The following is a 25,989-nucleotide window of genomic DNA, read 5'->3' as shown; positions in this document are numbered from 1 at the left end:
CACGTCTTCGGCCACGGTCTCGGCAAACAGCTGGCGTTCCGGATGCTGCATGACATACCCGACCGTGCGCCGCAGCCTGGCGCGGTTCCTGCGATTGGGCGATTTCACCACGCCGTTGCGTTTCGTCGCGGCCACGGCGATGCCATCAATCACGACAGATCCTGATTTAGGTTTCGTCAACGCGCACAGCAGGCGTGCCAATGTGGTTTTGCCGGCGCCGTTATGCCCCGTCAGCGCCACGGTCTCGCCTTTGTCGATGGTGAATGACAGGTGGTTGAACACGTCGTGTTCGGCGTCCGCGTGGCGATATGCCAGATCGTTCACGTCGATAATCGTTTCGCCTCGGGATTTCTGAACATGTTTGGGCAGGCCAACGGAGCGTATCGGCAGGTGCAGGCTTTCCTCGACCGGCCCGTCGCCTACGATATGGCCGGATTCCAGTTGGATCACGCGGTCCGCATGGTCGAGCTCATCCTCATGGTGGGTGACGAGGATGATGGTGGTTCCCCGTTCCTGCAGTTCGTCCAGCACGCGCATGATATCGGCACGTCCCGAAGGATCGAGCATGGCGGTCGGCTCGTCCAGTACCAGTATCTCGGAATTCATGGCCAGCATGCCCGCGATGGCGACGCGCTGCTGTTGGCCGCCGCTCATACGCGTCGGGTCGGAAGTCCGGAAATCCTCCATGTCCACCGCGCCCAACGAGCTGGCGATGCGTTCGCCGATCTTGTCATGCGCGACCGCGAGGTTCTCCGGACCGAAGGCCACATCGTCCTCCGTGACCGTGGTGACGATCTGATCCCCGGGATTCTGGAACACGGCTCCGATGCCGCGACGCGCCGCACGGTAAGCTTGGGCGTGCGCTCCGGCGTCGTCGAACACCGCATTGCCCAGCAATGTGACGCAGCCTTCGTCGGGTGCCATTAATCCCGCGATCACCCGCGACAGCGTGGTCTTGCCTGACCCGTTCGGACCGGTTAGACAGATGCGTTCGCCACGCCGGATGTCGAGACTGACTCCATCGAGTGCCCATGTAGCGCCACCGTCGTAGGTGAAACGCACATCGCTCAATTCCACGACCGGCGTATTGGTCGAATCCATGAAGGTCTTCCTTCCCGAAACGGCTGGAGGAACCTTCCGGCCTATGTGGAAGGTTCCTCCATGCTCATTTCATTCGATGACGAACGGGGCTCAACGGTTCAGCAGGTTGGAGACCGGCTTGTAGATCAGGAACGTGACCACGCCGTGTATGGTGAACTTCAACGCATTGAACGGCAGCAGGGCCGGCACGATGAGCGCCACCACCTGGGCGGTGGTCATGTGAGCGTAGAATGGCGTGACGATGACGTTGCCGATGATGGCCAGAACCAGAGCCACCACGGCGCCGACGATGATGCCGACCAGCGCTCCCTTGCGGGTCTTGTTCCTTCTGTAGATGAGTGACGCCGGCACGGACAGTCCCAATGCCACGAGCACGGCCATCAGCGTGCCCCACGGGTTGGTGAACAGGTGCGGTATGAATCCGAGCACACTGACGATGACCGCGGCCGCCGGCCCGAAGGCGAAGCCCGCGACGAGGCTCACAATGCCGGATGGATCGTATTTGAGCCACTGCACGCCCGGAATGATAGGAAATTCGATGAAGCTGACGGCCATGGACAGCGCCACGAACAGCGCGTACATGGCGATGCGTTTGGTGGACCAGCGTCCGGAATCGGCAACTCCCGTGGAATGGGCGTTGTCCGGACGGGACAGCGGCTTGTCGGCTTGATCGGATGCTGTATTGGTAGGAGAGGATACACTCATGTTGAGCTCCGTTTCTTCCATCCGGACTGTAACCGTTGGCCCCGGATTTCCACCGGATCAGCCGCTTTCGCGGGTCGCGGGCTTCGACATGGGACCGTTATGGATGCCGGTCGTGTCGTTACCGCCAGTAAGGAATTTCACCTTCCCTGAAACTTGCCCGTCCATATATACGCCCACCATGCGATATTCGCAAGCCGTCGGACGGTTTCGTCCTGCGATGCGAGATGGGAAGCGGCATGCGCTCCTGTCGTGACGCGCATGCTCACACCCAGCAGCACGTCACGACAGCAGACCAAGCAGATCGTCTTTGTCGAGCGTTCCGATGCCTCCGGACGCGGTTCCGTCGGTGAATTGCTGCGCCAATTCGGTTTTCTTCTCCTGTAGTTTCAGGATGCGTTCCTCGATGGTGTCCTTGGCGACGATCTGGTACACGTTCACATCCTGTGTCTGGCCGATGCGGTGCGCTCGGTCGGTGGCCTGGTTCTGCGCGGCCGCGTTCCACCATGGGTCGGCATGCACCACCACGGAGGCGCCCACCAGGTTCAAACCGGTGTTGCCCGCCTTGAGCGAGATGAGGAACACGGGCACGTCGTTGCCGTTGAATTCGTCGACCAGCTCGACGCGGCGCCGCTTCGGCGTCTCGCCGGTGATCGTGTAATAGTCCACGCCTTGTTCGGCAAGCCTGACTCCGATAAGTTCAAGGAACGAGGTGAACTGCGAGAACACGAGCACCTTCCTGCCTTCGTCCATGCAGGTGGCCACGAGTTCCGCGATGGCGTCGAGTTTGGCGGAGGCGTTCTTCGCGTCGGCGTACACCAGCCGCGGGTCACAGCATATCTCGCGCAGCAGCGTGAATTCGGCAAGAATGCGGATCTTCTTGGTGTTGAAATCGGCGTCGGCCGTTTTGGTGAGCGTGGCCCGTAGTCTCTGTTCGTGAGCGGCGTAGAGTTTACGCTGCTCGCCTTCCAGTTTGACGGTGATCACGTTCTCGAATTTGTCGGGCAGGTCGGTGAGCACGTCCTTCTTCAGACGTCGTTTGATGAACAATCCGACCAATGCCTGCAGCTTGTCCGCCATGACGGAATGCTCAGGCCCGGGCGCCATGATTGGCTGCTCGTACTTCTCGCGGAATTTCGCGTATGTGCCGAGCAGTCCCGGCATGAGGAAGTCGAAGATGCTCCACAGTTCGCTCAACCGGTTCTCGATTGGTGTTCCGGTCAACGCGAAGCGATGGTCGGCCGGCACCCGTTTGACGGCCTTCGCCAGTTTCGTGGCATGGTTCTTGATGTACTGGGCCTCGTCGAGGGCCATCATCGCGAAATGGCAGGCGGCGTAGTCGTCCGCATCGCGCCGCAGCAGATCATAGGATGTGATGACCAGGTCGGCGCCGTCGTATGACGTGTCGCCGTCCGTCGCATCGTGGTCTTTCTTGGATTGCGATGCGACGGACGCGATGGCCTTGCGTCGCTGCGCCTTCGTGCCGGCAACGACTTCAACCGTGAGATCGCCTGCGAATTTCTCGCATTCCGCGGCCCAATTGTATACGAGCGATGCGGGGCAGACGATCAGCGCGGGACCGCTCCCCTTGCGCGCTTCGACGAGCGACAGCAGCTGCACGGATTTGCCCAGTCCCATCTCGTCGGCGAGGATGCCTCCGAAGCCCTTGTCCCACAAGGTGGACAGCCATTGGAAGCCTTCAACCTGGTATGGGCGGAGCACACCCTTGAGACATTCGGGCACCTCGTAGCGTTTCGGGTCAATGATCCTCACGTCGTTGACGTAGTCCACGAACGATGGGCTTTTGTCATCGTCATCCACTTGGGCGTCCAGCAGAAAGGCCTGGTATCCGGGGATTCTGATGGTTCCGGAGTCAAGCGTTTCCTCGTCGAGGTCAAGGTCCGTGGCCACTTGGTCGAGCTCGCGCAGGTCGGCTTCCTTCAAATCCACGAATGCGCCGTTTTTGAGCCTGTGGTAGCGGCGTTTCCTGCGATAGGAGTCAAGCAGCGCGCCAACCTCGTTCATAGGAACCTCGTCGGCGATCGGCGAGATCTCCACGAGGTTCGAATCAATGGACAGTCCCACTTTCACGCTTGGCGGATTCGGCTGCATCATGCCGTCGAACGCGGCCGTGGAGAACACCTGACCGACCGACCTGAGAATATCGACACCGTCGGTGAGCATGAGCAGAATCGCCTGCTCATCCTCCTCCTTGATGCGCGCCACGTCGACGGAACTCCATGTCGGGCACAGCTGGCGCACCACCTGCACGGCGAACGATTCACGAGACGAATCACGCTTGACCCGCGATGCCATCGAACGCGAATCGGGGTTGATGACGCCACGCAGCTCCCTGGCGGTCGGCACCAGCTGGAAGACGAAATCGCCGTACCTTGCCACCGTCTCGCAGGTGATGCCGTACATGTCCCGGTCCAAATAGAATTCGATCCGGCAGTCGGCGCCGACCGCGTCGGCCACTTCCTGTGGAATGTCGAATCCGATGCCGGCTTCGGTGAGCTTCGGCACGATGGTTCGGACGAACATGGGCCAATCGTTTTCGGAGATGAACACGCCGTCCGGGTCTCCGGAGCATAGGTCGGGCAGCACACGCAATGCGGGACGCAATTTGTCGGTGCATCGGAACAGGCCGTCTATTCTCACCTTGTCCGAATCCGCGCGGCCGTCAAGCCGTTCATGGCTCAGGATGTAGAAGCCTGCGCGTCCTTGGATGACGTCCCCGATGACGCGGCTCGAGGTGATGCGCACTCCGGATGCCGTGCCTTCTTGCGCGTAGGCGGCGTTCAGCATGATGTCGGGGTCGCCATCGATGATGTCGAGGCCGAACGGCTCCCCTCCCTCATTAACCAGTTGGATACGGCTCGGACCTGATTTTCTGGCCCGTTCGGCGTCCTCGACGAGTAGTCTCCTCAACCCTTGGGTGTCCGACTCGCGCAGGAGTGCGCGCGCCTTCGTTTCACGCTCCTCGTATTCGTCTCGTGTCACTGCGCGGAACAGATCAAGCAGGTCGCAGACCTCCCAATCGGTGAGGATGAGCTCGCGGTCGACGCGCACCGTTCCGCCGTAATAGTATCCGTTCTGGAGCTGCGCGGCCGCACGGGAGTCGATCACCTGCTGCAGGAAGCGGAACAATTTCAGGGAGAACGGGTCGAGCATGTCCGGCGTGTGGGTGAACGCGAGTTTCTTGCCGTATGATTCGTATTTTCCAATCCGCATGTCGGACACGAAATTCGAGATGCTTTTGAGCACGTAGTCGGCGTCGGCGCAGCCGATATGCAACGACAGGCACACGGAGCCATGAACGAAGGCCAGTGCGGGGTCGAGATGCACGCTTCCCGGTGTGACATCGACCGGCGAATTCGTCCTGCGTTTCGTTCCGGCGGCCATGCCTTGTTCGGAAGCGCCGCGTTGCTCGGCGATCAGTCTGCTTTTTGCGTCGACGATCCGTTTGAGGACCTTGAGTTGGGCGCCTTCTCCGGCGTTGCCATTGCTCGCGTCGAGGGAGCGCATGGCGTCGGCGAGATCGCGGGGCATAGCCGCAGTCGCATGGAAGCCTTGGAACCGTTCCGGCTGCTGCAGGAACAGCAGCAGTACGGCAGCGACATGCTTGCACATGCCGGTGTACCGAGGGCTGCCGGAACGGACGGGAACGTCATCGTCGGCCACATGACCGTAGGTCGTGCCGGAGCCGAAATCGTCATAATCGTCTACGTAGTCGTAATCGTCATCGTCATCGAAACTGCGGTATTTCGGACTGTTGTGGTAGTCGAAAGCTCGACGGGAGCCGTAGCCGTGCTGGGATCCGTCGAACGCTGGGCAGGAACAGTATCGCGCCAGGAACAGCTTGTCGCCGAGGTCGATTGTGGCCTGCACCTCATATCGGCTGGACGGTGAGGTGGTGCCACGCACGCTTGCATGCAGAGTGATGCAGTCGGAGGTACCGTCGTTCAGGCAATGCAAATCGGACATTTTGGAACGCCACTGGTTGGCTATGCCGCGGGCGCGCTGCAACACCGGCTGTCCGCATTCGCTGCGCAATTCGTCGGAAAGCCATGCCAGAGTGTCCGTCACCTGAACCCCAATCGTTCGCACATTTGTTCTTATGCCACTGTACCAGCTCAGAGGAACAGCGAAGCCGTGGCCTGAATTAGACCACGGCTTCGCGGAGCGTACGTCGGAGACTTTGGAGACCTTGCGTCAGCGGCAACGCTTGGTCAGCGGCTGCCACGGGTCGAGCTCCACAGGCTCGGCGATCAGCAGCGCGCGAGTGGCGTCATCGAGGTATTCCTTGCGGATGATGATCTCGGTCACGTAGCGGTCGAACCATGCGTCGGATGCCACATAATAGCCGTCCACGCCGTTGTCCTTGCCCCAGCTGTTCTCCACCTTCCAGCGGTTCGGCTTGCCCTGCTCGTCAAGGTTCACGCCGGTGATGGTCATGGCATGGTTGCTCGGGCTGTCGCCGTATTCGAGGCCGTGCGCCTTGTCGAAATCGAAATCGGTGCCGAACAGCTGGTCGACGCGCACGCTGTCGCAATCGAAATAGCCGGCGAAACGCAGCGAGAACTGCATGCAGTCGCAGGCGAACCAGATTGGGTGTCCGGCGCTGATCTGGGCGACGGCGGCCTTCTTGAACACGTCGAGCGGCACGTTAACGAACTCCATGTCGCCAGCCTCGGCCACATTGGCGGTGTAGCGGATGCGATAACGATTGTTGAACGGACGGGATGCCATCGGTACGTTGCACAGCGTCACGAAATCATCGACGTCCACCGGCACGTACTTCTTGTAGAATTCCATTGGCGTGATGCCGGTCTCGCGGATCTGACGACGCTCGTCTTTGCCGCTCTTCGGCTTGTCGGACTTGCTTCCGGAATCCTTCTTGTCGTTCTTCTTGTCGTCATCGCTCACGCGAGCCAGGAAATCGAACTTCTCCGGGGGTTCGCCCAGGGAGATCGCGCACATGCGGTACACGGTGGACATGTCGTCGTCCTTGACAGCGCGCAACTCGTCGACCGATGCGCCAGCTTCATGACGCTCACGCAGGTCCGCGGCGAACTGACGCAGTCTGCTGTTGAGATACTGCTTGAACGCGTCGGAATTCTTGGAATTGGCGGATTCCGGATAGGCGCTCTTCGGTACGAGGCCATACTTGTCGACCAAGGCGACAAACATCTGCCACCAGCCGCCATCGTCCGCCGGACCATAGTTAATCTCCTGGAACAGACGGCCATCAGTCGGCTCGTCAAGTGTGGACAGTACGTTCTCCAGATACGTGTTCGACTTCTCCATCGCGTCCCAGAAGAACAGATAGTTCTCGGAGAACTCGAAATCGTCAAGACCCCACTTGTGCATAAGCTCGTAGCGCAGGGTGTTGAGTGAAGCGAACATCCAACACCGGCCGGAATGGCGCTGATTGGTGATGGACCCCTGCTTCAGTTCGATGGAGAAGTCACGCGGCAGAGAGCGCTGTCCCTTGTAATCGGCGGCGGCTTCGAGCACGCCTTCGGAAACAGCTGCGTTGGCGGCCACGAGATTGGCGCGATCCGCGTTGAAATCCTTGGCGTACCGTGTGAGAAGTTCTGGTTTGATTGCCTTGTTGTTTGTCATACGCCCGATTCTCGCCGCATGTCTTGACCATGACGGAAACGACTCCCGTCATGTGCGGGCGATTCAACAGGAAGCAAGGGATATTCTGTAAAGATCGGAGGGTTTTGAGATAAGGAGCATACCATGCGACGACACAGATCAATGACGACCATACTGTCCGGATTACTGGCCGCGAGCCTGCTGGTCGGACTGCCGACCGGCTCGGCGTTCGCCGATGAGCCGACCGATGGCACCGGAGCAGGACAGTCCGCCACCGAAGTGCTGGAATCGCTGGAGGTCAAGGGACGCGCCCCTAAAACGGGATACAAGCGCACGCAATTCGGCAAGGCGTGGACCGACGTGGATCATAACGGCTGCGACACCCGCAACGATATTCTCAACCGCGACCTTACCAGCGTGAGATATAAGTGGGGCACCCATAAGTGTGTGGTGAAGTCCGGCACACTGCATGATCCGTACACCGGCAAGGACATCAAGTTCAAGAAGGGCAAGAAGACCTCCACGGCCGTACAAATCGACCACGTGGTGGCTTTGAGCGACGCCTGGCAGAAGGGCGCGCAGAAGCTCAGCAAGACGAAGCGCACCGAGCTGGCGAATGATCCGTACAATCTGCTGGCCGTGCAAGGGCGTGCCAACCAGAAGAAGTCTGATGGCGATGCCGCGACTTGGCTGCCAGCCAACAAAGGGTTCCGTTGCGAGTACGTGGCTCGTCAGATTGGAGTGAAGCACAAGTATTCGCTGTGGGTCACCAAGGCAGAGAAAGAGGCCATGGCCAAGGTGCTGTCCTCCTGCCCGGCGCAGACCGTCCCCGACTACACGGGAGTCGGCGTGGCTACGACCGAAACCACCGAGGAGTCTGAGCAGACCGATCAAACCGACCAGTCCGACGAACAGGACGTGCAGACGCAGGATGACCAGTCGCAATCCGGGGAGCAGACGCAGCAGTCCGATCAGCAGGCTTCATCCTCCGTCTCCACTCCGGAGCCGGCTCAGGAACCTGCTCCGACACCGCAGCAGCAGGATGTCTACTACCAGAACTGTACGGCCGCACGTGCGGCCGGCGCGGCGCCCATCTACCAAGGACAGCCCGGATACCGTTCACAACTGGACCGCGACCATGATGGAGTAGCCTGCGAATAGCCGATACAGGTTGCTGAAATGCTAAGGTGCCGGATGGGTTTCCATCCGGCACCTTCTTTCATAACGGCATGTTTCGCATGACGCGCGTATGGCAGGCCACCATGCTGCGCGTCCACGACGTCACCATGGTTGCGCATACACCTCGAACGACGCGTATTTGGGAATCTCGTCGTTCATTACCGTGATCGAGAAAGCCCGGGAATCCCCTTCACTGGGCAATGGCACGAATTCCATGTCCCCATACACGACCCTGCCGTTTTTGTCACGCAGCACCAAGGCGAGCCTTGCCTGTTGGTACATGGTTTCCGCCGTGCGTGACGTCAGGCGGAGCTCGCCTGTGAAATTCGTGGTCTCCTCCGATTTGCTGGTATTCAACGATCCGATCGAGAACGTCCACTTCCCCTCGGAGGTGTAGTGGTACTCGGAGGATTCCACCGGCTTGAACTCGACCGTGGAGGGATTCTTGCCGCCGTTTCCCGCATTGCCGCCGACCCATATCGACTGTCCCGCGTCGATCTGGAAGACGCCGCAGTCATCGGTGAACAGGATCTTGCCTTCCTTGTCTTTGCCGACGATGGATATCGTTGGCATGGAGACTCCCTTGTCCGCGCTGGTGTCACGCAGTTCGACGGCATAATGCACATAACCGTCCTTCGCGTACCATCCGGATTCGCCGATCCGCAGTATCTTGTCGGAATCCGACGATTCGGCATCGCCGCCGCCACCCGATATCCCGTTTCCGTCCTGCTTGCTTTCGCCCTGTCCACTTTCGCCTTGCCCGCTTTCGCGCGGCTGGGACGAGTCTTCCGACTGCTCCGAGGAGGTGGATGATTCCGATTCCGCCACGGTGCGGCCGGCCCGCCCGTCGCCTCCGAATCGTTGTACCATCGCCTGCGCTCCGCCGAAGACCAGCACAACGGCCAGCGTCGCGCATAGCAGCGCCGCAAGAGAACCCACAACTCGTGTGGACATGGGCAATGCGGCCACCGAACCGCGAAGATGACGCAAAGCACCGCCGACGCGCCCCATGCCACGGCGAAGATGCCTATCGTCGCCTTCGCCGTCGCGCGCATCGAGAGCCGACGTGTCCGGCAGCGGCGCGCGTCCCGTAAGCTCGTCCATGAACTGCGCCACGGTCTGCGGACGCGCGCTCGGCTCCATCGTACACGCCCGCGCGATCACGGCACGCGTATGACCGTCGACCACACTGTCGTCGTTCAGCAGACGCTCGTAATCCTTGTCGGTCGGATACACGCCCGTCAACAGATAGCCGAGCAGCCGTCCCAACGAATAGATGTCGGAACGGGAATCGGTCTGGGCGAAGCCGTATTGCTCGGCCGGAGCAAAACCCCAAGTGCCGAGAATCGTCGTGTCGTGCCCCACCGGCTTCTCGGCATGCATGCGCGAGATACCCAGATCGATGAGATGGGCTCCGTCGGATGCCATGATGACGTTCTTAGGCGAGATGTCACGATGCACGATGCCATGCGCGTGCAATTCGCCGACCGCCTCGCACAATTGACCTATCACCGCGACCGCGGCATCCATCGGCATCCCGCCACGTTCCGACACCACGGTTTCAAGAGGCTCCCCGGCCACGTAATCGTAGATCACCACAAAGCAGTCCGGCAGTTCGTAGGTGGCTTCGACATGCGGCAGCCGCGAACTGGAGCATTCGCCGAGCGCAGACCAGACATTGCGACGGGCCAGTTGAAGGGGGATTTTCTTGCGCACGAACGGACCGGCTCCCCCGATGCTGACCAGCTCGGTGACCCCTCCGGAACCACGGGCAAGCACCTGGTCGACATGGTAGGCATCATCGAGGCTCATGGCGTGCATGACCTGTTTGTCATCCATGATTTCCTCGACTTTCCGGCGTTCCCCATCCTCAACCGACGTCTCGGATACGCGTCGGAACCATTTTCAATGATAACGACGATGATGCCGACGGAGGCACGTCATGCCGGATATGCGCGCGCGGACACGCACCCGAAATCAGTTCGTCTGCAGCAGCGGCCGCTCCCCCATGCGGCACAGCTCGTTGTCGGTGGCCAAACGGTCGAACGCCTTGTTGATACACCAGATGATGATGGCGTCGCGGCGCTGTTTGCACCACAGTTCCGCCACTCCGGCGAGACGCAGCAGCCTCTGGGTCTCCCTGAGGTCGCATTCGAGTCCGAAGGCAATCATGATGGCATGGTCGCGTCCCGGCTTGCTTTTGCCGGCGAAGATATCATAGACGACCGTCGCATTCACCCCCGAGCCACGCACCACATCAGCGCGTTTGAGATTATGCGCCTTCATAAGCGCGAACAGATACTCGGGCAGCTCCCTCTCCACAACGGCCTGGCTGTCGAGATAGTCGGAGATGTCGGAGCTTTCCAGCAGTCGTTCGAGTAATTCTTCAGTCAGATGTTCCACGCGGTTCATCTTAGAGGACGTCCGATTCGACCCATTCAGTTGACAACTGAAGAACCTCCACGCACCCCCGTACTCCGATCATCCCCTAAGCGGCATGCGGTTGTCGAGCGACTGCCCATTGGCATAGCAGCGTACATTGCCCAAGGCGATGGCGATGATGCGTCGTTCCGTGGCTTCCAGATGGTTGCTACCCGCCACATGGGGAGTGATCAGGCACCGCGGCTCTTTCCACAGCGGAGATTCGGCCGGTAGGGGTTCCGGTTCGGTCACATCAAGCCCGGCGCCGCGGATCGCGCCGTCCGCGAGCGCTTCGGCGAGCGCTTGGTTGTCGATGGCGTCTCCTCGTCCGGCGTTGAGGATGATGGCGTTGGGTTTGAGTTTTGTGAGTCGTTGTGTGTTGAGTAGGTGGTGTGTGGCTGGGGTTGAGGGGACGCTCATGGCGATGATGTCGGCGTATTGGAGGACGTTGTCGAGTGTTTCGATGCCGACCATGTGGTCGATGCCTGGTGCGTTGACTGTGGTGTGGCGGCGGATGCCGATGGTGTTCATGCCGGTGTTTTTGCAGAGTTGTGCGAAGTGTGATCCGATATCTCCGGTGCCGATGATGAGTGCGGTTTTGCCTTCCGGGCTGAGGGCTCGGCCGGCGTCGTGCCATGTGGCTTGTGGGTTGTTGGCGGCGTAGATGTGTAGGTTTTTCATGATGGCCCACATCATGGCGAACATGTGTTCGGATACGCTTTGTCCGTATGCGCCAGTGGCGTTGGTGAGCATGGATCCGGGTTGTAGGATGCCGGGTTGTTGGTATTTGTCGACTCCGGCGCTCCAAGTTTGTAGCCATTCGAGTTTGGGGCATTGTGCGCATTGTTCGGGTGGGATGTTGCCGATGATTGCGGTGGCTTTGGTTTTGAGGTTGTCGGGGATTTCGGCGGTCCATCCCATGTTGCCGCGTTGTGTTGGGTCGCCTATGAATTCTTGTGGCGTGCCTTTTGCGGCGCGTGTGAATTGTGCGCGTTCGGTGTCGGTCAACGGCAGGCAGTTGACGATGAGTTTGTGTTCGTTCCCTGTTCCCATGCGGTTAACCCTATGTCAACCGTGGGATATGTGTGGTGTTTGTTTTGGTGCTGGTGGTGTGTCTTGTATGCTGTGTGCCTGTTGTGTGTTGTTTGTGTGTTGGTGTTTTTATATGCCGAGTTCGTTGGTGTCGAGGATGATGGTGACTGGTCCGTCGTTGGTGAGGTTTACGCGCATGTGGGCGCCGAATTGTCCTTCTTTGACGGTGAGGTTTTGGGCGCGTAGGGCGTTGTTGAACTGGTGCCATACTTGTTCGGCGTGGTCTGGAGCGCCGGCTTTTACGAAGCTTGGGCGGTTGCCTCTGCGTATGTCCGCGTAGAGCGTGAATTGGGAGATTGATAGTATGCTGCCGTTCACGTCGTGGATGGAATGGTTCATTTTGCCGTTGTCGTCTTCGAAGGCGCGTAGGTTGGCGATTTTTCGGGCGAGCCATTCCACTTGTTTCGTTCCGTCCGTGTCTTCTACACCGACGAGCAGCATGTAGCCGGTGTCGATGTGTTGCGGTTCGAATGTGGTGTCGGGTTTTCCGCTTGTCTCGTCGATCACGTCGACGGATGCTTGGCTTACTTTCTGCAGTATGATGCGCATGGCGGGTCCGTTCTTTGTTTGGTTTCTTTTTCGGCTTTTCAGCCGGCGTAGTCGATGATGGCTTGCGTGACCTGTTTCAGGTAGTCGAGTGAGGTCTGCCAGTCGTCGGGCACTTCGATGGAGTGGTTGGCTCCGGCGTATGTGTGCACGTGGTCGGTGAGCAGGTGTGCTTTGGCATCGTCGTAGTAGGGGTCGGCGTCGCCTGCGCAGATCAGTGGCATTGGGCTTGACGCCGCTCCTGGGAGGGGCGCGGGGATGATTGACTTGTGCTTGTCGAATGGCGGCGGGTTCAGTACCGGGGTGAGCAGCACGACGCGTAGGCCGAGTTTCGCGGAATGCGGGTATGAGAGCGTGGATAGTGATTTGGTGACGACCAGCAGCTGCGCTTCTTCTCCGGATTCGGCGGCGTGTTCGATCGCGGTGTCACGCCATTCGTCCACCACGCGTTCCATGCATGCGATCATTTCCGGGAATTCGACGCTTTCCGTGAGTTTCAGGTCGAGCCGGTCCACGAACCAGCCGTTGGCCGCGAGCGCCTGTGCGGCCCAGTACAGTAGTGGCCGGTCCACGGTGTAGCCGATGCCTGGCATGATGAGCACGTGTTTGCCGGTTTCGGTGTTTTTGACCCGGTTTTTGCCCCATGGGGTGACTGCGGGTGTCACGTTTTTCGTTGCCGTCGGCCGCGCGTTGCCGGTGCTGTTGCTGCCCATATCGATTCGAACCGCCTCTCCATGCATTCTTTGCGGCGCCGGTTTTTGTGTTCGGCGTCGTTTCCGTTATGCATGTTAGGCGGCGTCGGCTACAACCGTTGTCATTCCACCTTGCATTGGTTGTTGTGGATCTTCGCGGCCATGGCGTTTGATTCGTCGTCGAAGCGGTATTGGTCTCCACGCACCATGTTCAGTTGTTCGGAGTCGGCGCCGAGGAACATGATCGCGTAGCTGCTGGTCACCGCTTCGGTGCGGTTCGTGCGGCCGGACATGACGACTGGCGGCGATAAGGTTCCGCAGCGCATGTGGATGGCGTGGTGGGCGATCTCGTGTTTTATCGTCGCCAATGCATACGCGGTGTCCCAGTGGGATTGGTTTGAATTGGCGTATATCAGGTTCGGGGTCATGGGACAGTACAGCGCCTGCACGTAGGTGTAGTCTTGGGGCGTGCATACTTTGTCGGCGTTGTAGATGTTCCAGTCGATTTCCATGCCGGCCAGTCTTGCGGCCTCTTTGGCTGCGCCGATCCAATCGTTGCCGTTGTATTGGTATTGGGCGACCTGCTGTTCATGTTCGTCCCATGCTTTGCGCATGTTGGTTCGGGTGTCCGTGTAGACGTCTCGTTTGCCGCCGTCCTCGTCCGTGGCGACGGTTTTCGCGCCGAGATGTTCATGCTTGTTGAATTGTTCCACAATCTGTTCCACTTGGATTTTGCGGTAAGAGATCATGTCATCCAATTCCTGGATGTCGACGCTGTTGAGCTCGCTGTCCTTGGCTGTGTATTCGTCGTATGCTTGGAGCATTTTCACGTAGGTTTCGACGTATTCCCTGTTGTTTCTGTTGTAGGGCAGGTTATTGTTTTTCAGGAAGCCTTTTTCATCATCGGCGACGGCCTGTTTCGTTTCTTTGGCTAGTTTGTGGATGTAGTCGACGGTTTTCTCATAGTCCGGTCGTTCCGAAATGTTGTACCATACGTCGATGCTGCCGGCCTTGGGCTTGTTCTCGTCGATTTGGGAGCCGCCGTCGGCTGTGGCTTCGTCGATTTTCTTGCTGTAGAAGATGAGGCCTCCGCCGAACAGGAGCACGAATAGCAGGATCGGCACGAGCAGGACGCTGACGATGATCGCCGCGATGCCGCCTCCGCCGATCGTTCTTCTCGGTTTGCGCGGCGGACGGCCGTACGGCAGGTTCGGTTGCATCTGCGGCATGCGGGGCGGTTCCGGTCGTCGTGGCTGGCCGTACTGGCCGTATTGTCCGCTTTGTCCGCTTTGTCCATACTGGCCATACGGTCCGTATTGTTGGCCGTATTGTCCGCGTTGGGAGCCGTTGTACGGTGGCATACCGTACTGCGGGCCGCCCTGTCGGGGCGCGCCGTGTTGCGGATTGTTCGGATTGTTGCCTTGGGGATTCGGATTGTACGGGTTCGGACCGTATGGATTCGGGTTGCTCACAGGCTGTCGTCCTCCTCGTCATTGCCGTGTCCGTCGTGTTGCGGCGTATCGTCCTCCGTGCCGCCGCCACCTATCGTCTCGTCCCAATGCGCTTTCGCGTAGTCGATCTGCTGCTGCGTGAAACCGGCTATCTTCAGCCTCATGGTAATCATCTCATTGCCGTTGTCATCGGCGGGATCCTCGTCCTTCAAATCGTTCAATTCCGCGTACCGCAGCGCGTTACGCCCCCAATCGACGTCAACCTGGTCCAACGCCCACGTGGCGGTCTCCTCATCGTATTCGCCCATCAGCGTGGAACAGACCGACCACCGGGATTCGCCTTTGTGCACATCGGTAAGCCTTTTCGCTTCCTTGACCGCCTTCACGGAATCAAGACCGTCGGTGGGTTTCGCGTTCTTAACCCGGCACCATTGCGCCTGCTTCTCGCTGAGTACCTCCATACCTTTGCTAACCGAATTGCCGGCAATCACCGAGCATGAGACGCACATACCGACCATCAGCAGCAGGATGACTCCGAGCACGATGAACGGAACCCTGCTGGCTTTCGGCCTCTCCTGGACCATGGTGTAGCCAGGATTCGGCGGATACGGCGATTGGGAACCAGGATATGCCGGAGGCTGCCGCATGTACGGAGCCGCATATCGTGGATCCGAGTACTGCGGTCCGCTCGGGGCTTGCGGTCCGGAATACTGTCCGGGATACTGCCCGTTCGGGTTTTGCGGCGACCGCCCGTACCGCCTGTTTCCCTGCGTTGGGTCGGCACCGTTCGGCATGGGACCAGATGGCCCGTTGTTGTGCTGGTAATTCCCCATTGACTGTTCCTTACGACATGTCTTCTTTCCTTTGAAGCAACTGTTTTCGGATTGTACAGAACAATCGGCGTGATTTCCCTTTAAAACCCCTATTTGCTGTTTTGTATGCAACATCAATCGATTGACTGACCACATATCGAGATGGATTTCGGCGACACTGTCGGAGAGAAAAACCGGCTACAGTTGGGAAAGAGTGTTTTTAGGGTTCGGAGGCCTCATGGGACAGCGCACATTCCATCGTATTCTCGCCGCGATCGTGGCGGTCGTCCTAGTCGTCGCGGGATACTGCGTGTACTACGTCAACGACTACCATCACGCGGTCGGCGTCGATGACGCGATCTCTTCCAACGCCACGGTGAAGATCACCGAGATCGAGAATGGATGGATGTTCGACGGTCCGGGCTCATCGACGGCTATGGTGTTCTATCCGGGCGCGAAGGTCGAGCCGAGCGCGTATGCGCCGCTCATGCAGGAGACCGCCGCCTCTGGAATCGATTGCTTCCTGATGAAGATGCCCGCCAATCTCGCAATCCTCGGCATCAACCGCGCCAATGTGGTACGCGGCGACATCGCCGGATACTCGTACGAGCATTGGTATATAGGAGGCCATTCGCTGGGTGGCGCGATGGCCGCGCAATACGTCGGCAACCATGCGAACGATTGGGACGGCCTCATCCTGCTCGCCGCCTATTCGCCCGTCGACCTGAGCGGCACGAAGCTGCGCGTGCTGTCCGCGTACGGCAGCAGGGACGGCGTGCTCAACCGCAGGAAAGTGGAGGAGTCGCGCGGCCGCATGCCGAAGAAGTATTACGAGAGGACGATTCCCGGCGCCAACCATGCGCAGTTCGGCAGTTACGGCGTGCAGCAGGGTGATGGCACCGCGACCATCTCCCCCGCCGCGCAACGCAACAAAACCGTCGCCCTCATCCGACAGTTCGTGGCCGACTCGCTCTGAGCCGCCGGCACGCCAAACGACACGCCGCACGAATACTATTCAGGTGCGCTGCCCCACGTTGAGCGGCGGAATCGCGCAAAGGTTTCCTTGAGGTAACCAAGGCACTTTGTTGTGCGTTCTTCCGCCGAGCGTTGTTCCGTCCTACGATGCTGTGGTGAAGGGCCTGCACGGGCCACCTGCTACGAAAGGACATGGCATGATTAATCATGTGACCGTCAAGGTGAAGGATTTCGAGAAGGAAGAGGCGTTCTACGAGGCCGCTCTGGCGCCGCTCGGATACGGCAAGGGCCCGGCTTTCCCGGGTGTTCAGGCTTTCGTGGCCGAGGATGGTTCCGCCGTGTGGGTGAGCACCGCCGCCGAGGGCGACGCCGTCGCGCCGATCCACGTGGCGTTCCAGGCCGCCGACAATGATGCCGTGAAGGCGTTCTACGAGGCCGGCCTCGCCAACGGCGGCACCGACAACGGCCAGCCCGGCCCGCGTCCGAACTACGGCCCGACCTACTACGCCGCCTTCGTGCACGATCCGGAAGGCAACAACATCGAGGCCATGCTCGTCTGAGCGCCGACAGCTATACAGCGATAAAAAACAGATCCCGCCATACGCAATGCCCGTATGGCGGGATCTGTTGTATAGACAACATCATGACATTCGCATTACAATTGCTTGTAATTGATACGTTCATATGATTAGGAGCGACTATGAGTGACACTGCGACGATTAGTTTCCGCACCGACCCGACAATTAAACGGGAGGCGAAGGAACTGTATGCCGATATGGGAATGGATCTATCGACGGCGATCAACATTTTCCTGCGCCAATCAATCCGCGAGAACGGTATGCCTTTCAAAATCACCAGGGAGAACCCCATCAACGTCGAAGCACGCCGTCAAGCGGAAAACCATGACGGGGAATCCTTCACCAGCACGGATGCGTTGATGAAGGATCTGTTGGATGCTTAAATCGGTTTTTCGCACAACACAATTCAAAAAAGATTTCAAAGCTCTGCTTAAAAAGCATTACGACCCCGACAAGCTTAGACAAGCCATCGACACGCTCATGGCTCAAGACAGACAGCTGCTCAGCGCAAAATACCGCGATCATCAACTGACAGGGAACTGGAAGAGATACCGCGAAATCCACATCGAGGGCGACTGGCTCGTTATTTACCGCGTGGAAAAGCAAGAGCTACAGCTCGTGCTCACACGAACCGGATCGCACGACGACTTGTTCTAGTATGTCCTTGACTACTTGAACAGGTCGAATAGGCTGAACGTGGCCTTCTTGTAGATTGTGTTGTACAGCTTGCGCTTGGGGTGCAGCCATCCCATGCCCTTCTTGCCGTAGCCGGGAATCAACGCCCGCTTGACCGCGCGGGTGGCACGGCCCTTCGTACGCGCGGACAGGCTTTTCTTCCAGCTGGGTTTTCGCATTCCGTATTTCATGACGGCCTCTTTTCGGATGACTACGTTCATTGTATAAAGCGTTGAACGCACAGTGGTCGGAACGGTCAAAGCAATCAGACGAGCAGATCGTACACGTTGCGCATGGCGAGCAGTCCGTCCGTCATCCACTGGTAGGCGTCCGTCATGTCGCCGGAAAAATCCACATCATGCCGCACCCATAGATGCCGGTTCTTCTTGTCGGCATCCGGTTCGTCCCACATCACCTCGCCCGAACCCGACAGTATCCGTTCAACGGAATCCTTCATGCCGTAGAGCTTCGAGTACTGGAACGTGTCGGTGAAATACAGGTCGACCGTAATATAGCCGCCTCGGATATTCAGACTCCCGTCCGGGTGACAGAAGTTGGAACCGACTCCGAAGCTCGCCCACGTGGCGCTGTTTGGCTTGCGATCGGACAGGTCGCCATATACGGCGACAAAATCGGCTCGTGTTGCGGCATAGTTGTACATCTCGTTCCATAAATCGCGCCGCCATGCGGGATTACCGGCAGCTTGCCGCAGCTCGTTCAATGTTCTTCCGTCTGCAAGTTTCCACACAACCCATCCGTTGATTTGCTTGTCCTCGCCGGTTTCGAGCATTCTGGCGCGGCGGAATGCGCCGGATGGACTGTCGAACAGCTCACCATTGGACAACCGGATACAGTGGTCGGCGGTTACGGTCGCAGTGGCGGTTACACCGGCATACCGGCTTTCCAACACATCACCGGCGGAAAGGATTCCTCGGCTGCACAGGCCGGCGAAATCAATAGCGTTCCGCTCGCGCTCACCCTGGCTCACGTTCCGATTGCGCAGAGCCTGCATGGTCCGCTCCCCCGCTGCAGGGCTCGCCCACACCTGCAATGCGAGATCGGCAAGTCGGGCACCGCGCTGCGCGATCGCGTGCTCATCCCACTGTGTAGCGTCGTGCAGCTCGGCGGAAATGGACAGGTACTCGCTGTCGTATCCGCCGATCGCACGGCTTTTCTTCTGTTCGAATGTTCCGTCGGAAAGTTCCGAATTGTATGCGGTCAATGTCAAGTTGCCCAGGCTGTTCACCAGCAGCGGGAACCGGTCGGGGTCGCCGAGCATGCTACGCCATTCGGTATGTGCCATAGCGTTCTGCGGCATGATGTGTTCGATGGTGTACCCGTTGAAGGATCTTGGATCCTTGGGATGGTTGTGGTTCTCCAATCCGGCAAGCAGATACTTGCATCGTGATGTCGGACGGTACAGATCCTCGCCAAACAGAGCCTGCCTGAATTCCTCGTCCGTGGGCATGCGTGTGGCTTTGGCGGTTTCGGTGAGCAGCAGCGCGGCGAAGGTCTCAACCAGATCGTCTTCGGCCGAGTCGAGTCTAGCGATGAGCGACGGGACAAGCTTGTTCAATCCGTTGCTGGATACCGAGCAGACCATTCGGCGGAACAGATACGATTCGAGATCCGCAAGCATGCGCAGCAGTCCGTCACGGCTTACGCGATTGTGCTTCCATGCCGCGAACATGTACAGAAGCAGCGAATCCGTAACCGAACTGTCCAGGTTTTGAATCGATTCGAGACGGCGATCCACGTTCGCATCGCCACTGCCGGAGGCCGCAATGCCTTTGATGACAGCATAGTATCCGGCATATTCCAGCATGTTCTCTAGGAGGCCGCGCGTGCGCTCCATACGCGGCATGGAGCTGTCGGCTGCGAAACGCTTGAATTCCGAATACATGGCGCGGCCTTTGGACACGGGCCTCTTCAGCGTGACCACCATCCAGTCGTGCAGGAAGGCGTCGAATGAGAGATTGCCGAGAATGCGTTCCATGGGCAGCCAATAGTCGGCATATAGGGTTTTCTGTTCGGCCATGGGGCATCCCATGAGCATGTAGTTGCGCACCAGGTCGGACGTCTCAAGATCAAGTCCGGTGGAATTCATCGATTCGAATACCAGTTGCGGTTCGTCATGCCCCTGGTCCAAGGTGACGGACACGACTTCAAGGCGCTGCAATCCGTTCCATACCACGTTCGCGTCATCGATGGCGGCGACAAGTGAGCGGAACAGGTCAAGATTCGCCTTCAGACTGGAATCCGTTTCAGCGTGATTCGGACGGTCGAGGGCTGCCACATGGTCGCACATGCCGCGCAGCGCCTCCCGGTCGTCGCCGGAAAGCGTCAATTTGTAACGGTTCTCACCATTCGCGTACTTGTCGATAAGATAGCCACGGTCGATGATCATGTCTGCGGAGAAACTCAGGCTCCCGGAATGTTCACGGGCGTATTCGGCAAGAGCGATAAGCAGCAGGGTCACTGAGGTGAGACGCTGCTGGCCGTCGATGAGTTGGCATTGGCTAACACCGTCCGGGCCGATGCCGCCTTCCTGCATCCATACGATCGACCCGGTGAAATGCGTTCTATCAGGGTGTCTGCCGGCTGTTACGATGTCGTACCACAATTGTCGGCATTGGGCCTCGCCCCATGAGTATCTACGCTGGTACACCGGCACGACGAACCGAAGCGAACCGGTGAATAAGTCCAGCAGGATTTTCTTGCCAGCGTCCATAGTGTTTCCTCTTTCCTCGCCTTTGAACTTATCTATTACATGCCAAGAAACAAAAATAGAAATTATCTACCACAGACGCACAATGCGAACCCTCACATAAACAGCGCTCTGGATAGCATCAGAGCAATCTTCCTGCAGCTATTGCTTAATTGCCGGCAGCTTTCTTAAGAGCAGCCTGCAACTCAGAATCAACAGCAAACAAATATAATCCATGCACGCCTCGTTTGAGCAGAACGTTCAGCTCGTTACACAGGTTGGATTCCGCATAACTAATCAAGCCGTTCCTTTTGGCCTTCGCATTCCTATTACAGCTGCCCTTCTCGTTGAAGACGATTTCGCCATGACGGTACATGACTGACGGCCCGATGATGACACCCACATAGTTCAAATCAAATCCTTGAATGGAGAATGTCGATCCCACTTCGTTAAGCGTATGCGGGCTCTCGGCCCAAACTTCATTGGAAGAAAGCGCCTTCTCATTTACCTTGATTTCATAGTTCCACGGATGGCAAAAGTAATCGGGATCCCCATCTGGATTCGATGCGTCGTATCCGCGTTGAACACCCGGAGCCGCACCCATATGCCATATTCCTTGTCCATCACGATGCATTTCCACATTCCATAATCCGTCAGGGCTAGAATCGTTGGTTTTGTTTCCGTTGTATCTCCAGTCATAGGTGGCAACCACTCGGGAAAGACCGCATCCATCAGCACCTGCAGCCTTCAGATAAGCCTTCTCCTTAATCGCTTTGAACAGCTCGACTGGTGAGTCGAAAACCTTTATTTCAAATGGGTCACGAATGTATTTACCTGTCTGCCGATCTTTTTCCCCAAGGTCTTTGGGAATTGACCCGATACTCTTGCCGTCCGCAAAATCGTCTATCCACCGTATCGTCGCCTCATCCGCCGCAATTCGGAATTGTTTAGTCAGACGTACATGACTCAATAGGTAGCGTTCACCCCACATATCCAATGGCATGAATTGTTCCAACTGCCCATCTCGTATGCCAACGCGCTCTTTCTGCGGAAAAAGTTTACGCAGTTCTTTCTCGTCCCACCGTTGCGAGGTCTGTAGAATCTGGTTCGGGTCGAATACCGCGATGACCACTTTTGCACGACGAAGCAAATCATGGAGCATGTTCTTCCCGGAATACCCTTGATTGCCCTGCGTGAGCAACAAGTGAGCCTCGTCAACGAGCACGACATCGGCTTTACCTCGTGGCCTATCCGGGATACCCCGATTACCTGCCTTTTCACTAAACTGATTGATGAACTGGGATGGCTTAAATGCTATTCCATCGTTACCTTTTTGCAGTCCCAGCTTGGTTGCAATCTGATTATAGACATGCACCTGCTGCTCATGGTTGACCAGAATATAGGCCTTCCTGCGCTTACTCTTGCCTGTTGCCTGCACCAAACCATTTTCCAGGCTATCTTCATCCTCCTCATCAAGATACCCGTCAACATTCATCTCCGTGACAATCCTGTAAAACAGATGGCTAAGCAGTACCGTTTTCCCAGTACCAGCAGCCCCCTGTAAGAAAATCAATCGTGATGTATCCGCGTTATCTGTGTCAGAAAGAACATCGGACAATACGCTCATAATCGATTCTTCCGCAACAAGCTGATCCTCACTGAGCTGATGGAACGGTGACGCCTTGAACAAAGCTGAGTCGCGAATAATCTCCTCCGCAGGAAACAATTCCGGATCCTGATGATTCAGCTCCAACCAGATATCCGAGAAAATCTGCTCAAATTCATCCTGTGTGTAATAGTCACCTTGGGCATTCGTACGACGATTATTCAAGGTCTTTACCGAATCGGAGCCCAGAAGGTAATGCATCAGCCTGTTTTCCACATCCAAGGTCAATGACTTATTGAAATGCGCATTACCAATAACATACTGCCACACCGAACGTGGATTTTTCTGCAGACGCTTATGGAATTCTTTCCAGTCATCACGTATTTTCGTATCGTTTCGCAAATGCTGCATGGTCCGATTGTGAATATTGTTCGTTTCGCCCACATATACCGTGTACTCGAAACAGCCGGTATCCTTATTCCTCTTCTCCGAATGAACCACATATACCGTGGGATAGTCAAAAAGGTAATGCAACGTGCTTCGTTCGACAATCGACAGCGGTACATCGCCGAAGCTCTCCGATAAGGCTTTCTCGATTTCGGCTCCGCTCTCGATGCTCTGATATGGCAGATGTATGATAATCGGTTTGGGAAGCGCGTTCTTCGTCATACATCTATTATGCTCCCACGGAAAAAATTTCAGCAGGCTCAACATACACTTGTGATTATGATTTCCGATTCAACTATCAATGCAATTCGCCGGTTTGTGACTGACCGTGATTGGGACCAGTTTCACACACCAGCCAATCTTGCCAAATCCATTAATATCGAGGCTGCCGAGCTCTTAGAATGTTTCCAATGGAGCGATGAGCTACGCGATGGCAATTTGGAACATGTCCATGAGGAAATTGCGGATGTACTTATCTACTGCATTATGCTTTCCGACAAATATGGATTTGATCTCGACGAAATCATCCTTGACAAGCTTGGTAAAAACGCACGAAGATATCCAATCGAAACCTCGCGGGGCAGCAGCAAAAAGGCAGACTAGCCTCGCATGGAGAGTATGCCGATTGGATAATCAGCACCACGTCATGGAACATCAACTTTCAATCGCGTCATCAGAATCTAAATCGCGTCATATCCCGTCATCAGGATCCCAAGCCGACTGCATGCGATAGATAATGACGAGTACGTATCACCGCCAAGAAATTCCCATTCCGGTAATACTGACAGGCGCCAAGCACCAGACGTAATTGGAAGTGAAGCTTGGTAATAACATTTAACAGCCAGTGGCTTGGGAGACCGACTCAAATTCCATAGGAGATACGGCTTATTAAACGAATCCTCGGACTTGTTTTCTTCGCGAGCGCGAGGGTTCCGGCAGATAGAGCCTACGCTCAAGTAAGCAAATCAGTCCAAGGCACGCTCGCGCAATTGCGCGCATTTGCGCGCACCCAGCGTCTTATAACATACTTCGTCATTCATGCGGCATGTTCAATCGACAAGGAAAATCAACGATGCGCTCAAGGAACCCCTTTGGTGGTAAAACGCCCAATGAGGTATGAAATCAGGAAATAAGCAAGCTGCAATCGCGTCATCAGGATCCGAATCGCGTCGCAATCCCGTCATAATCGCGTCATAATCGCGTCATCATCCCGCCATGAACAGGCAGACGTTAGATGTCAGAAGCCGAGTCGGCACATCAGTCGGCCGGGTTCGCGCACTTTCACGCACTCAGCGTTTTGATTACATACTTCATTATTCGTGCGGCATGTTCAATCGACAAAGAATGTACAGTCCTCTATATCAATGCCCGCCCAAGGCTACGTTTACGTCCTGAAATGCGATGGGCCTCTTTTTTCTCAAGGGAGAGAACAATGAAAGCCAAGACCTTTTTCATAGGTGTGATTGCAATTGCGCTTGCGACAAACGGAGTCACTGCTTGTAGTGAGTTGGATTCAACGGATACAGACCAATCCCAATCGTCGAGTCAAGTGGAGTACAAGGAAGTACCCACAGCGACCGGGGTGCCATTGCAGCAAGCCGTCAAAACGCTTAAAGATGCCAAATTCGAAAATATTGCAGCTTTCTCCACCGATTACTTCGGAGAGAATAAAACGCCTGTCGATTTAACTTCCGAAAACTACCACGTCACCTCGCAGGATCCTTCAGGTCAATCGAAAGAATATACGAACACAACGGTGAACCTTACCGTCCATGAGAACAAGAGTCGAACCATTTCTAATATCGTTGCTGCAGGTGAACAACTTGATTCAGCAATGGACAAGCTCCATTCGGCGGATTACAGGGCCTGCGACTACACATTGAATGGAGTCTACGGAGCTTATGCCGAGTACTATATTCTGGAGGTCAAAGACGGAGATGACAATAATCTGCCATTAATTACGACAGAATCCTACGCAGCGAAGAAAGCACGGGACCGGGCGAACACACCTGACGAAGAGCTGGCACATGGCGGCGCTTTCTGTTCGGAGCAAGGGGCTACGGCCTTCTCCGACAGATCCACATCAATTCTTACCTGTAGCGTAGCCTCGGATGGAAGGTTGCGATGGATGCAATAGCAGCCCCGCACATCCTCTGATATCTAAGAAGTCGAGTTGAACAAATCGTGGTGATGCATTGTTTTTCACCAAGTCGATCTCCCGACCAAAAGGACCGGAGGCAAGCCAACTCGCCAAGCAGGACAATGTCGGCGAGTTGGCTGTATGCGTATCCATATGAACCATATACAACACGGCGTTGAGGTGCGCGGTGTTCCAACCATGCATCTCAACGCCGCTTAAGTTCCAAAATCAGGATGACCTTAGTTCAGACCTTCCCCGGCCAGCCAATTCTGTGCGATGTCATCCGCCGAACGTTTGTCGTTGGTGCTCTGCGCGTTCAACGTCATCAGCACCTGGGTGGTGAGCTTTGACTGCACTTCGTTGATGGCTCGCGCGATGGTGTCCGTGTTCTTGCTGGCGGCGATGACCGGCACGACATTCTGCGCCGGAATCATGTGCTTGTCATCCTTGAGCTGCGTCAGATCGTTGGCTTTGATCATGGGCGAGGTGGAGTCCAGTTTGACGAACTGCGCCTTGCCATCGAGCAACGTGTTCACCGTGGTCTGACCGCCGCCGTCGCTTACGGGCAGCAGCGTCACGTCAAGACCGTAGATCTTGCGAAGGCCAGTGGTGCCATAGGGGCGCTGCGCGAATTCGGGAGGGGCCGCGACGGTAAGCCGTCCGCCGAGTTTGCTCAGATCGCTGATGGAGACGATGCCCTTGTCCTGCGCGGTTTGCTTGGTGATGTAGAAGCCGTCGGAATCCTGGGCCTCGGCTTTGTTGAGCAGCTCGAGATTGTCAGGCAGCGCTTTGCGCAGATTCTCATAGACCTCGTTCTCCTCGCTTGAGGTGGCGTTCTTGTCAAGGTATTGCAGCAGGTTGCCGGTGTATTCAGGCATCATGTCAATGGAGCCGTCTTCAAGCGCCTTCATATACACTTCCCTGGAGCCGATTCTTGCCTTCACCTCCGCATCGATTCCCGCATGCTTCAGAGCGCCGGCATAGATGTTAGCGATGATCTCGCTTTCCGCGAAGTCCGCTGAGCCGATGACGACCGTTCCGTTTTGGCTCTGTTTCTTGGCAGAATCGTCGGTCGTCGAGAATGGGTCGGATGAGCCGCAGCCAGCCAATACCAGCGACAGGCAGGCGATGCCGGCGATGGCCGAAGCCATACGATTATGATGAAAGTTCATTGTGTTGTTCTCCTTGCATTTGTACGGATATATGTAGGTCGGATTCCATGTTCACCGGCTGTGGGCCTAACGGTGCCGAACAGTGC

Annotated in this window: 22 protein-coding genes and 1 riboswitch; of the genes, 7 read left to right on the top strand and 15 right to left on the bottom strand. The window is 56.9% G+C overall.

Going from position 1 to position 25,989, the window contains the following annotated elements; translation table 11 throughout:
* From ACR0P8_RS02850 to ACR0P8_RS02835, 4 genes are all read right to left on the bottom strand, one after another.
* The coding region (locus ACR0P8_RS02850) for an ATP-binding cassette domain-containing protein (RefSeq protein ID WP_432623473.1) at window positions 1–1,101 on the bottom strand (1,101 nt) is incomplete at its 3' end.
* Window positions 1,102–1,191: 90 nt separating this feature from the next.
* Window positions 1,192–1,806 carry an ECF transporter S component gene (locus ACR0P8_RS02845; RefSeq protein ID WP_432623471.1) on the bottom strand — a complete coding sequence of 205 codons (615 nt, stop codon included), beginning with the start codon at window positions 1,804–1,806 and terminating at the stop codon, window positions 1,192–1,194.
* Between the two features lie 5 nt (window positions 1,807–1,811).
* Window positions 1,812–1,964, bottom strand: a riboswitch (FMN riboswitch).
* 121 nt (window positions 1,965–2,085) lie between these two features.
* Entirely contained in the window at window positions 2,086–5,892 is a 3,807-nt protein-coding gene (locus tag ACR0P8_RS02840; RefSeq protein ID WP_432623469.1) for an SNF2-related protein, read from the bottom strand.
* A gap of 126 nt (window positions 5,893–6,018) precedes the next feature.
* A complete protein-coding gene (locus ACR0P8_RS02835) occupies window positions 6,019–7,431 on the bottom strand; it encodes a C1 family peptidase (protein WP_432623467.1) in 1,413 nt (470 codons plus the stop codon).
* A 141-nt stretch (window positions 7,432–7,572) separates the two neighbouring features.
* Here ACR0P8_RS02835 and ACR0P8_RS02830 point away from each other — a divergent pair, with 141 nt between their 5' ends.
* Entirely contained in the window at window positions 7,573–8,571 is a 999-nt protein-coding gene (locus tag ACR0P8_RS02830; RefSeq protein ID WP_432623478.1) for a GmrSD restriction endonuclease domain-containing protein, read from the top strand.
* Window positions 8,572–8,691: 120 nt separating this feature from the next.
* On the opposite strand, the gene ACR0P8_RS02825 is transcribed toward ACR0P8_RS02830, so the two are convergent.
* From ACR0P8_RS02825 to ACR0P8_RS02795, 7 genes are all read right to left on the bottom strand, one after another.
* Window positions 8,692–10,428, bottom strand: a complete 1,737-nt coding sequence (locus ACR0P8_RS02825) for a serine/threonine protein kinase (protein WP_432623465.1) — start codon at window positions 10,426–10,428, stop codon at window positions 8,692–8,694.
* Window positions 10,429–10,566: 138 nt separating this feature from the next.
* Window positions 10,567–10,992 (bottom strand): XRE family transcriptional regulator, encoded by a 426-nt coding sequence (locus tag ACR0P8_RS02820; protein ID WP_432623463.1) that lies wholly within the window; start codon window positions 10,990–10,992, stop codon window positions 10,567–10,569.
* A 78-nt stretch (window positions 10,993–11,070) separates the two neighbouring features.
* Complete coding sequence (locus ACR0P8_RS02815) at window positions 11,071–12,063, bottom strand: D-2-hydroxyacid dehydrogenase (protein ID WP_432623461.1); 993 nt, start codon at window positions 12,061–12,063, stop codon at window positions 11,071–11,073.
* Between the two features lie 108 nt (window positions 12,064–12,171).
* Complete coding sequence (dtd, locus tag ACR0P8_RS02810) at window positions 12,172–12,651, bottom strand: D-aminoacyl-tRNA deacylase (RefSeq protein WP_432623459.1); 480 nt, start codon at window positions 12,649–12,651, stop codon at window positions 12,172–12,174.
* Window positions 12,652–12,689: 38 nt separating this feature from the next.
* Window positions 12,690–13,361, bottom strand: a complete 672-nt coding sequence (locus ACR0P8_RS02805; protein WP_432623457.1) for a hypothetical protein — start codon at window positions 13,359–13,361, stop codon at window positions 12,690–12,692.
* A gap of 101 nt (window positions 13,362–13,462) precedes the next feature.
* Window positions 13,463–14,812, bottom strand: coding sequence for a hypothetical protein (locus tag ACR0P8_RS02800; protein ID WP_432623455.1), 1,350 nt, complete (start codon window positions 14,810–14,812; stop codon window positions 13,463–13,465).
* Window positions 14,809–15,624, bottom strand: a complete 816-nt coding sequence (locus ACR0P8_RS02795) for a hypothetical protein (protein WP_432623453.1) — start codon at window positions 15,622–15,624, stop codon at window positions 14,809–14,811. The genes ACR0P8_RS02800 and ACR0P8_RS02795 overlap by 4 nt, the downstream gene beginning before the upstream one ends.
* A 217-nt stretch (window positions 15,625–15,841) precedes the next feature.
* Between ACR0P8_RS02795 and ACR0P8_RS02790 the strand changes: the two genes are divergently transcribed.
* The 4 genes from ACR0P8_RS02790 (at window position 15,842) to ACR0P8_RS02775 (ending at window position 17,813) form a co-directional block, all read left to right on the top strand.
* Window positions 15,842–16,579: an alpha/beta hydrolase gene (locus ACR0P8_RS02790; protein ID WP_432623451.1), complete on the top strand. Its 738-nt coding sequence runs from the start codon at window positions 15,842–15,844 to the stop codon at window positions 16,577–16,579.
* A gap of 196 nt (window positions 16,580–16,775) precedes the next feature.
* A complete protein-coding gene (locus tag ACR0P8_RS02785) occupies window positions 16,776–17,138 on the top strand; it encodes a VOC family protein (protein WP_169079387.1) in 363 nt (120 codons plus the stop codon).
* 140 nt (window positions 17,139–17,278) lie between these two features.
* Window positions 17,279–17,539: a type II toxin-antitoxin system RelB/DinJ family antitoxin gene (locus ACR0P8_RS02780; protein WP_432623448.1), complete on the top strand. Its 261-nt coding sequence runs from the start codon at window positions 17,279–17,281 to the stop codon at window positions 17,537–17,539.
* Window positions 17,532–17,813 (top strand): type II toxin-antitoxin system RelE/ParE family toxin, encoded by a 282-nt coding sequence (locus ACR0P8_RS02775; RefSeq protein ID WP_432623446.1) that lies wholly within the window; start codon window positions 17,532–17,534, stop codon window positions 17,811–17,813. The genes ACR0P8_RS02780 and ACR0P8_RS02775 overlap by 8 nt, the downstream gene beginning before the upstream one ends.
* Before the next feature lie 11 nt (window positions 17,814–17,824).
* Here ACR0P8_RS02775 and ACR0P8_RS02770 read toward each other — a convergent pair whose 3' ends face one another.
* From ACR0P8_RS02770 to ACR0P8_RS02760, 3 genes are all read right to left on the bottom strand, one after another.
* The gene (locus tag ACR0P8_RS02770; protein WP_432623444.1) at window positions 17,825–18,022 is read right to left on the bottom strand and encodes a hypothetical protein; all 198 of its coding nucleotides are present in this window, start codon (window positions 18,020–18,022) and stop codon (window positions 17,825–17,827) included.
* 74 nt (window positions 18,023–18,096) lie between these two features.
* A complete protein-coding gene (locus ACR0P8_RS02765) occupies window positions 18,097–20,562 on the bottom strand; it encodes a GmrSD restriction endonuclease domain-containing protein (RefSeq protein ID WP_432623442.1) in 2,466 nt (821 codons plus the stop codon).
* Between the two features lie 145 nt (window positions 20,563–20,707).
* Window positions 20,708–22,813 carry a DNA/RNA helicase domain-containing protein gene (locus ACR0P8_RS02760; protein ID WP_432623440.1) on the bottom strand — a complete coding sequence of 702 codons (2,106 nt, stop codon included), beginning with the start codon at window positions 22,811–22,813 and terminating at the stop codon, window positions 20,708–20,710.
* A gap of 57 nt (window positions 22,814–22,870) precedes the next feature.
* Between ACR0P8_RS02760 and ACR0P8_RS02755 the strand changes: the two genes are divergently transcribed.
* Together ACR0P8_RS02755 and ACR0P8_RS02750 are read left to right on the top strand one after the other, a co-directional pair.
* A complete protein-coding gene (locus ACR0P8_RS02755; protein ID WP_432623438.1) occupies window positions 22,871–23,194 on the top strand; it encodes a nucleotide pyrophosphohydrolase in 324 nt (107 codons plus the stop codon).
* Window positions 23,195–24,023: 829 nt separating this feature from the next.
* Window positions 24,024–24,728 carry a hypothetical protein gene (locus ACR0P8_RS02750; RefSeq protein ID WP_432623436.1) on the top strand — a complete coding sequence of 235 codons (705 nt, stop codon included), beginning with the start codon at window positions 24,024–24,026 and terminating at the stop codon, window positions 24,726–24,728.
* Between the two features lie 242 nt (window positions 24,729–24,970).
* Here ACR0P8_RS02750 and ACR0P8_RS02745 read toward each other — a convergent pair whose 3' ends face one another.
* The gene (locus ACR0P8_RS02745) at window positions 24,971–25,903 is read right to left on the bottom strand and encodes an ABC transporter substrate-binding protein (RefSeq protein WP_432623434.1); all 933 of its coding nucleotides are present in this window, start codon (window positions 25,901–25,903) and stop codon (window positions 24,971–24,973) included.
* Window positions 25,904–25,989 lie beyond the last annotated feature (86 nt).

Source organism: Bifidobacterium sp. (assembly GCF_050874245.1).
Classification (GTDB): domain Bacteria; phylum Actinomycetota; class Actinomycetes; order Actinomycetales; family Bifidobacteriaceae; genus Bifidobacterium.
Note: the sequence above shows the minus strand (reverse complement) of the source record. Positions and strands in the feature narration are given on the sequence as shown.

What these genes read in the sequence shown, in the direction of transcription:
- ACR0P8_RS02845 (WP_432623471.1), bottom strand. Translation starts at nt 1,806, where the DNA reads ATGAGTGTATCCTCTCCTACCAATACAGCATCCGATCAAGCCGACAAG.
- ACR0P8_RS02835 (WP_432623467.1), bottom strand. Translation starts at nt 7,431, where the DNA reads ATGACAAACAACAAGGCAATCAAACCAGAACTTCTCACACGGTACGCC.
- ACR0P8_RS02830 (WP_432623478.1), top strand. Translation starts at nt 7,573, where the DNA reads ATGACGACCATACTGTCCGGATTACTGGCCGCGAGCCTGCTGGTCGGA.
- ACR0P8_RS02825 (WP_432623465.1), bottom strand. Translation starts at nt 10,428, where the DNA reads ATGGATGACAAACAGGTCATGCACGCCATGAGCCTCGATGATGCCTAC.
- ACR0P8_RS02815 (WP_432623461.1), bottom strand. Translation starts at nt 12,063, where the DNA reads ATGGGAACAGGGAACGAACACAAACTCATCGTCAACTGCCTGCCGTTG.
- dtd (WP_432623459.1), bottom strand. Translation starts at nt 12,651, where the DNA reads ATGCGCATCATACTGCAGAAAGTAAGCCAAGCATCCGTCGACGTGATC.
- ACR0P8_RS02805 (WP_432623457.1), bottom strand. Translation starts at nt 13,361, where the DNA reads ATGGGCAGCAACAGCACCGGCAACGCGCGGCCGACGGCAACGAAAAAC.
- ACR0P8_RS02795 (WP_432623453.1), bottom strand. Translation starts at nt 15,624, where the DNA reads ATGGGGAATTACCAGCACAACAACGGGCCATCTGGTCCCATGCCGAAC.
- ACR0P8_RS02790 (WP_432623451.1), top strand. Translation starts at nt 15,842, where the DNA reads ATGGGACAGCGCACATTCCATCGTATTCTCGCCGCGATCGTGGCGGTC.
- ACR0P8_RS02785 (WP_169079387.1), top strand. Translation starts at nt 16,776, where the DNA reads ATGATTAATCATGTGACCGTCAAGGTGAAGGATTTCGAGAAGGAAGAG.
- ACR0P8_RS02780 (WP_432623448.1), top strand. Translation starts at nt 17,279, where the DNA reads ATGAGTGACACTGCGACGATTAGTTTCCGCACCGACCCGACAATTAAA.
- ACR0P8_RS02775 (WP_432623446.1), top strand. Translation starts at nt 17,532, where the DNA reads ATGCTTAAATCGGTTTTTCGCACAACACAATTCAAAAAAGATTTCAAA.
- ACR0P8_RS02770 (WP_432623444.1), bottom strand. Translation starts at nt 18,022, where the DNA reads ATGAAATACGGAATGCGAAAACCCAGCTGGAAGAAAAGCCTGTCCGCG.
- ACR0P8_RS02765 (WP_432623442.1), bottom strand. Translation starts at nt 20,562, where the DNA reads ATGGACGCTGGCAAGAAAATCCTGCTGGACTTATTCACCGGTTCGCTT.
- ACR0P8_RS02760 (WP_432623440.1), bottom strand. Translation starts at nt 22,813, where the DNA reads ATGACGAAGAACGCGCTTCCCAAACCGATTATCATACATCTGCCATAT.
- ACR0P8_RS02755 (WP_432623438.1), top strand. Translation starts at nt 22,871, where the DNA reads ATGATTTCCGATTCAACTATCAATGCAATTCGCCGGTTTGTGACTGAC.
- ACR0P8_RS02750 (WP_432623436.1), top strand. Translation starts at nt 24,024, where the DNA reads ATGAAAGCCAAGACCTTTTTCATAGGTGTGATTGCAATTGCGCTTGCG.
- ACR0P8_RS02745 (WP_432623434.1), bottom strand. Translation starts at nt 25,903, where the DNA reads ATGAACTTTCATCATAATCGTATGGCTTCGGCCATCGCCGGCATCGCC.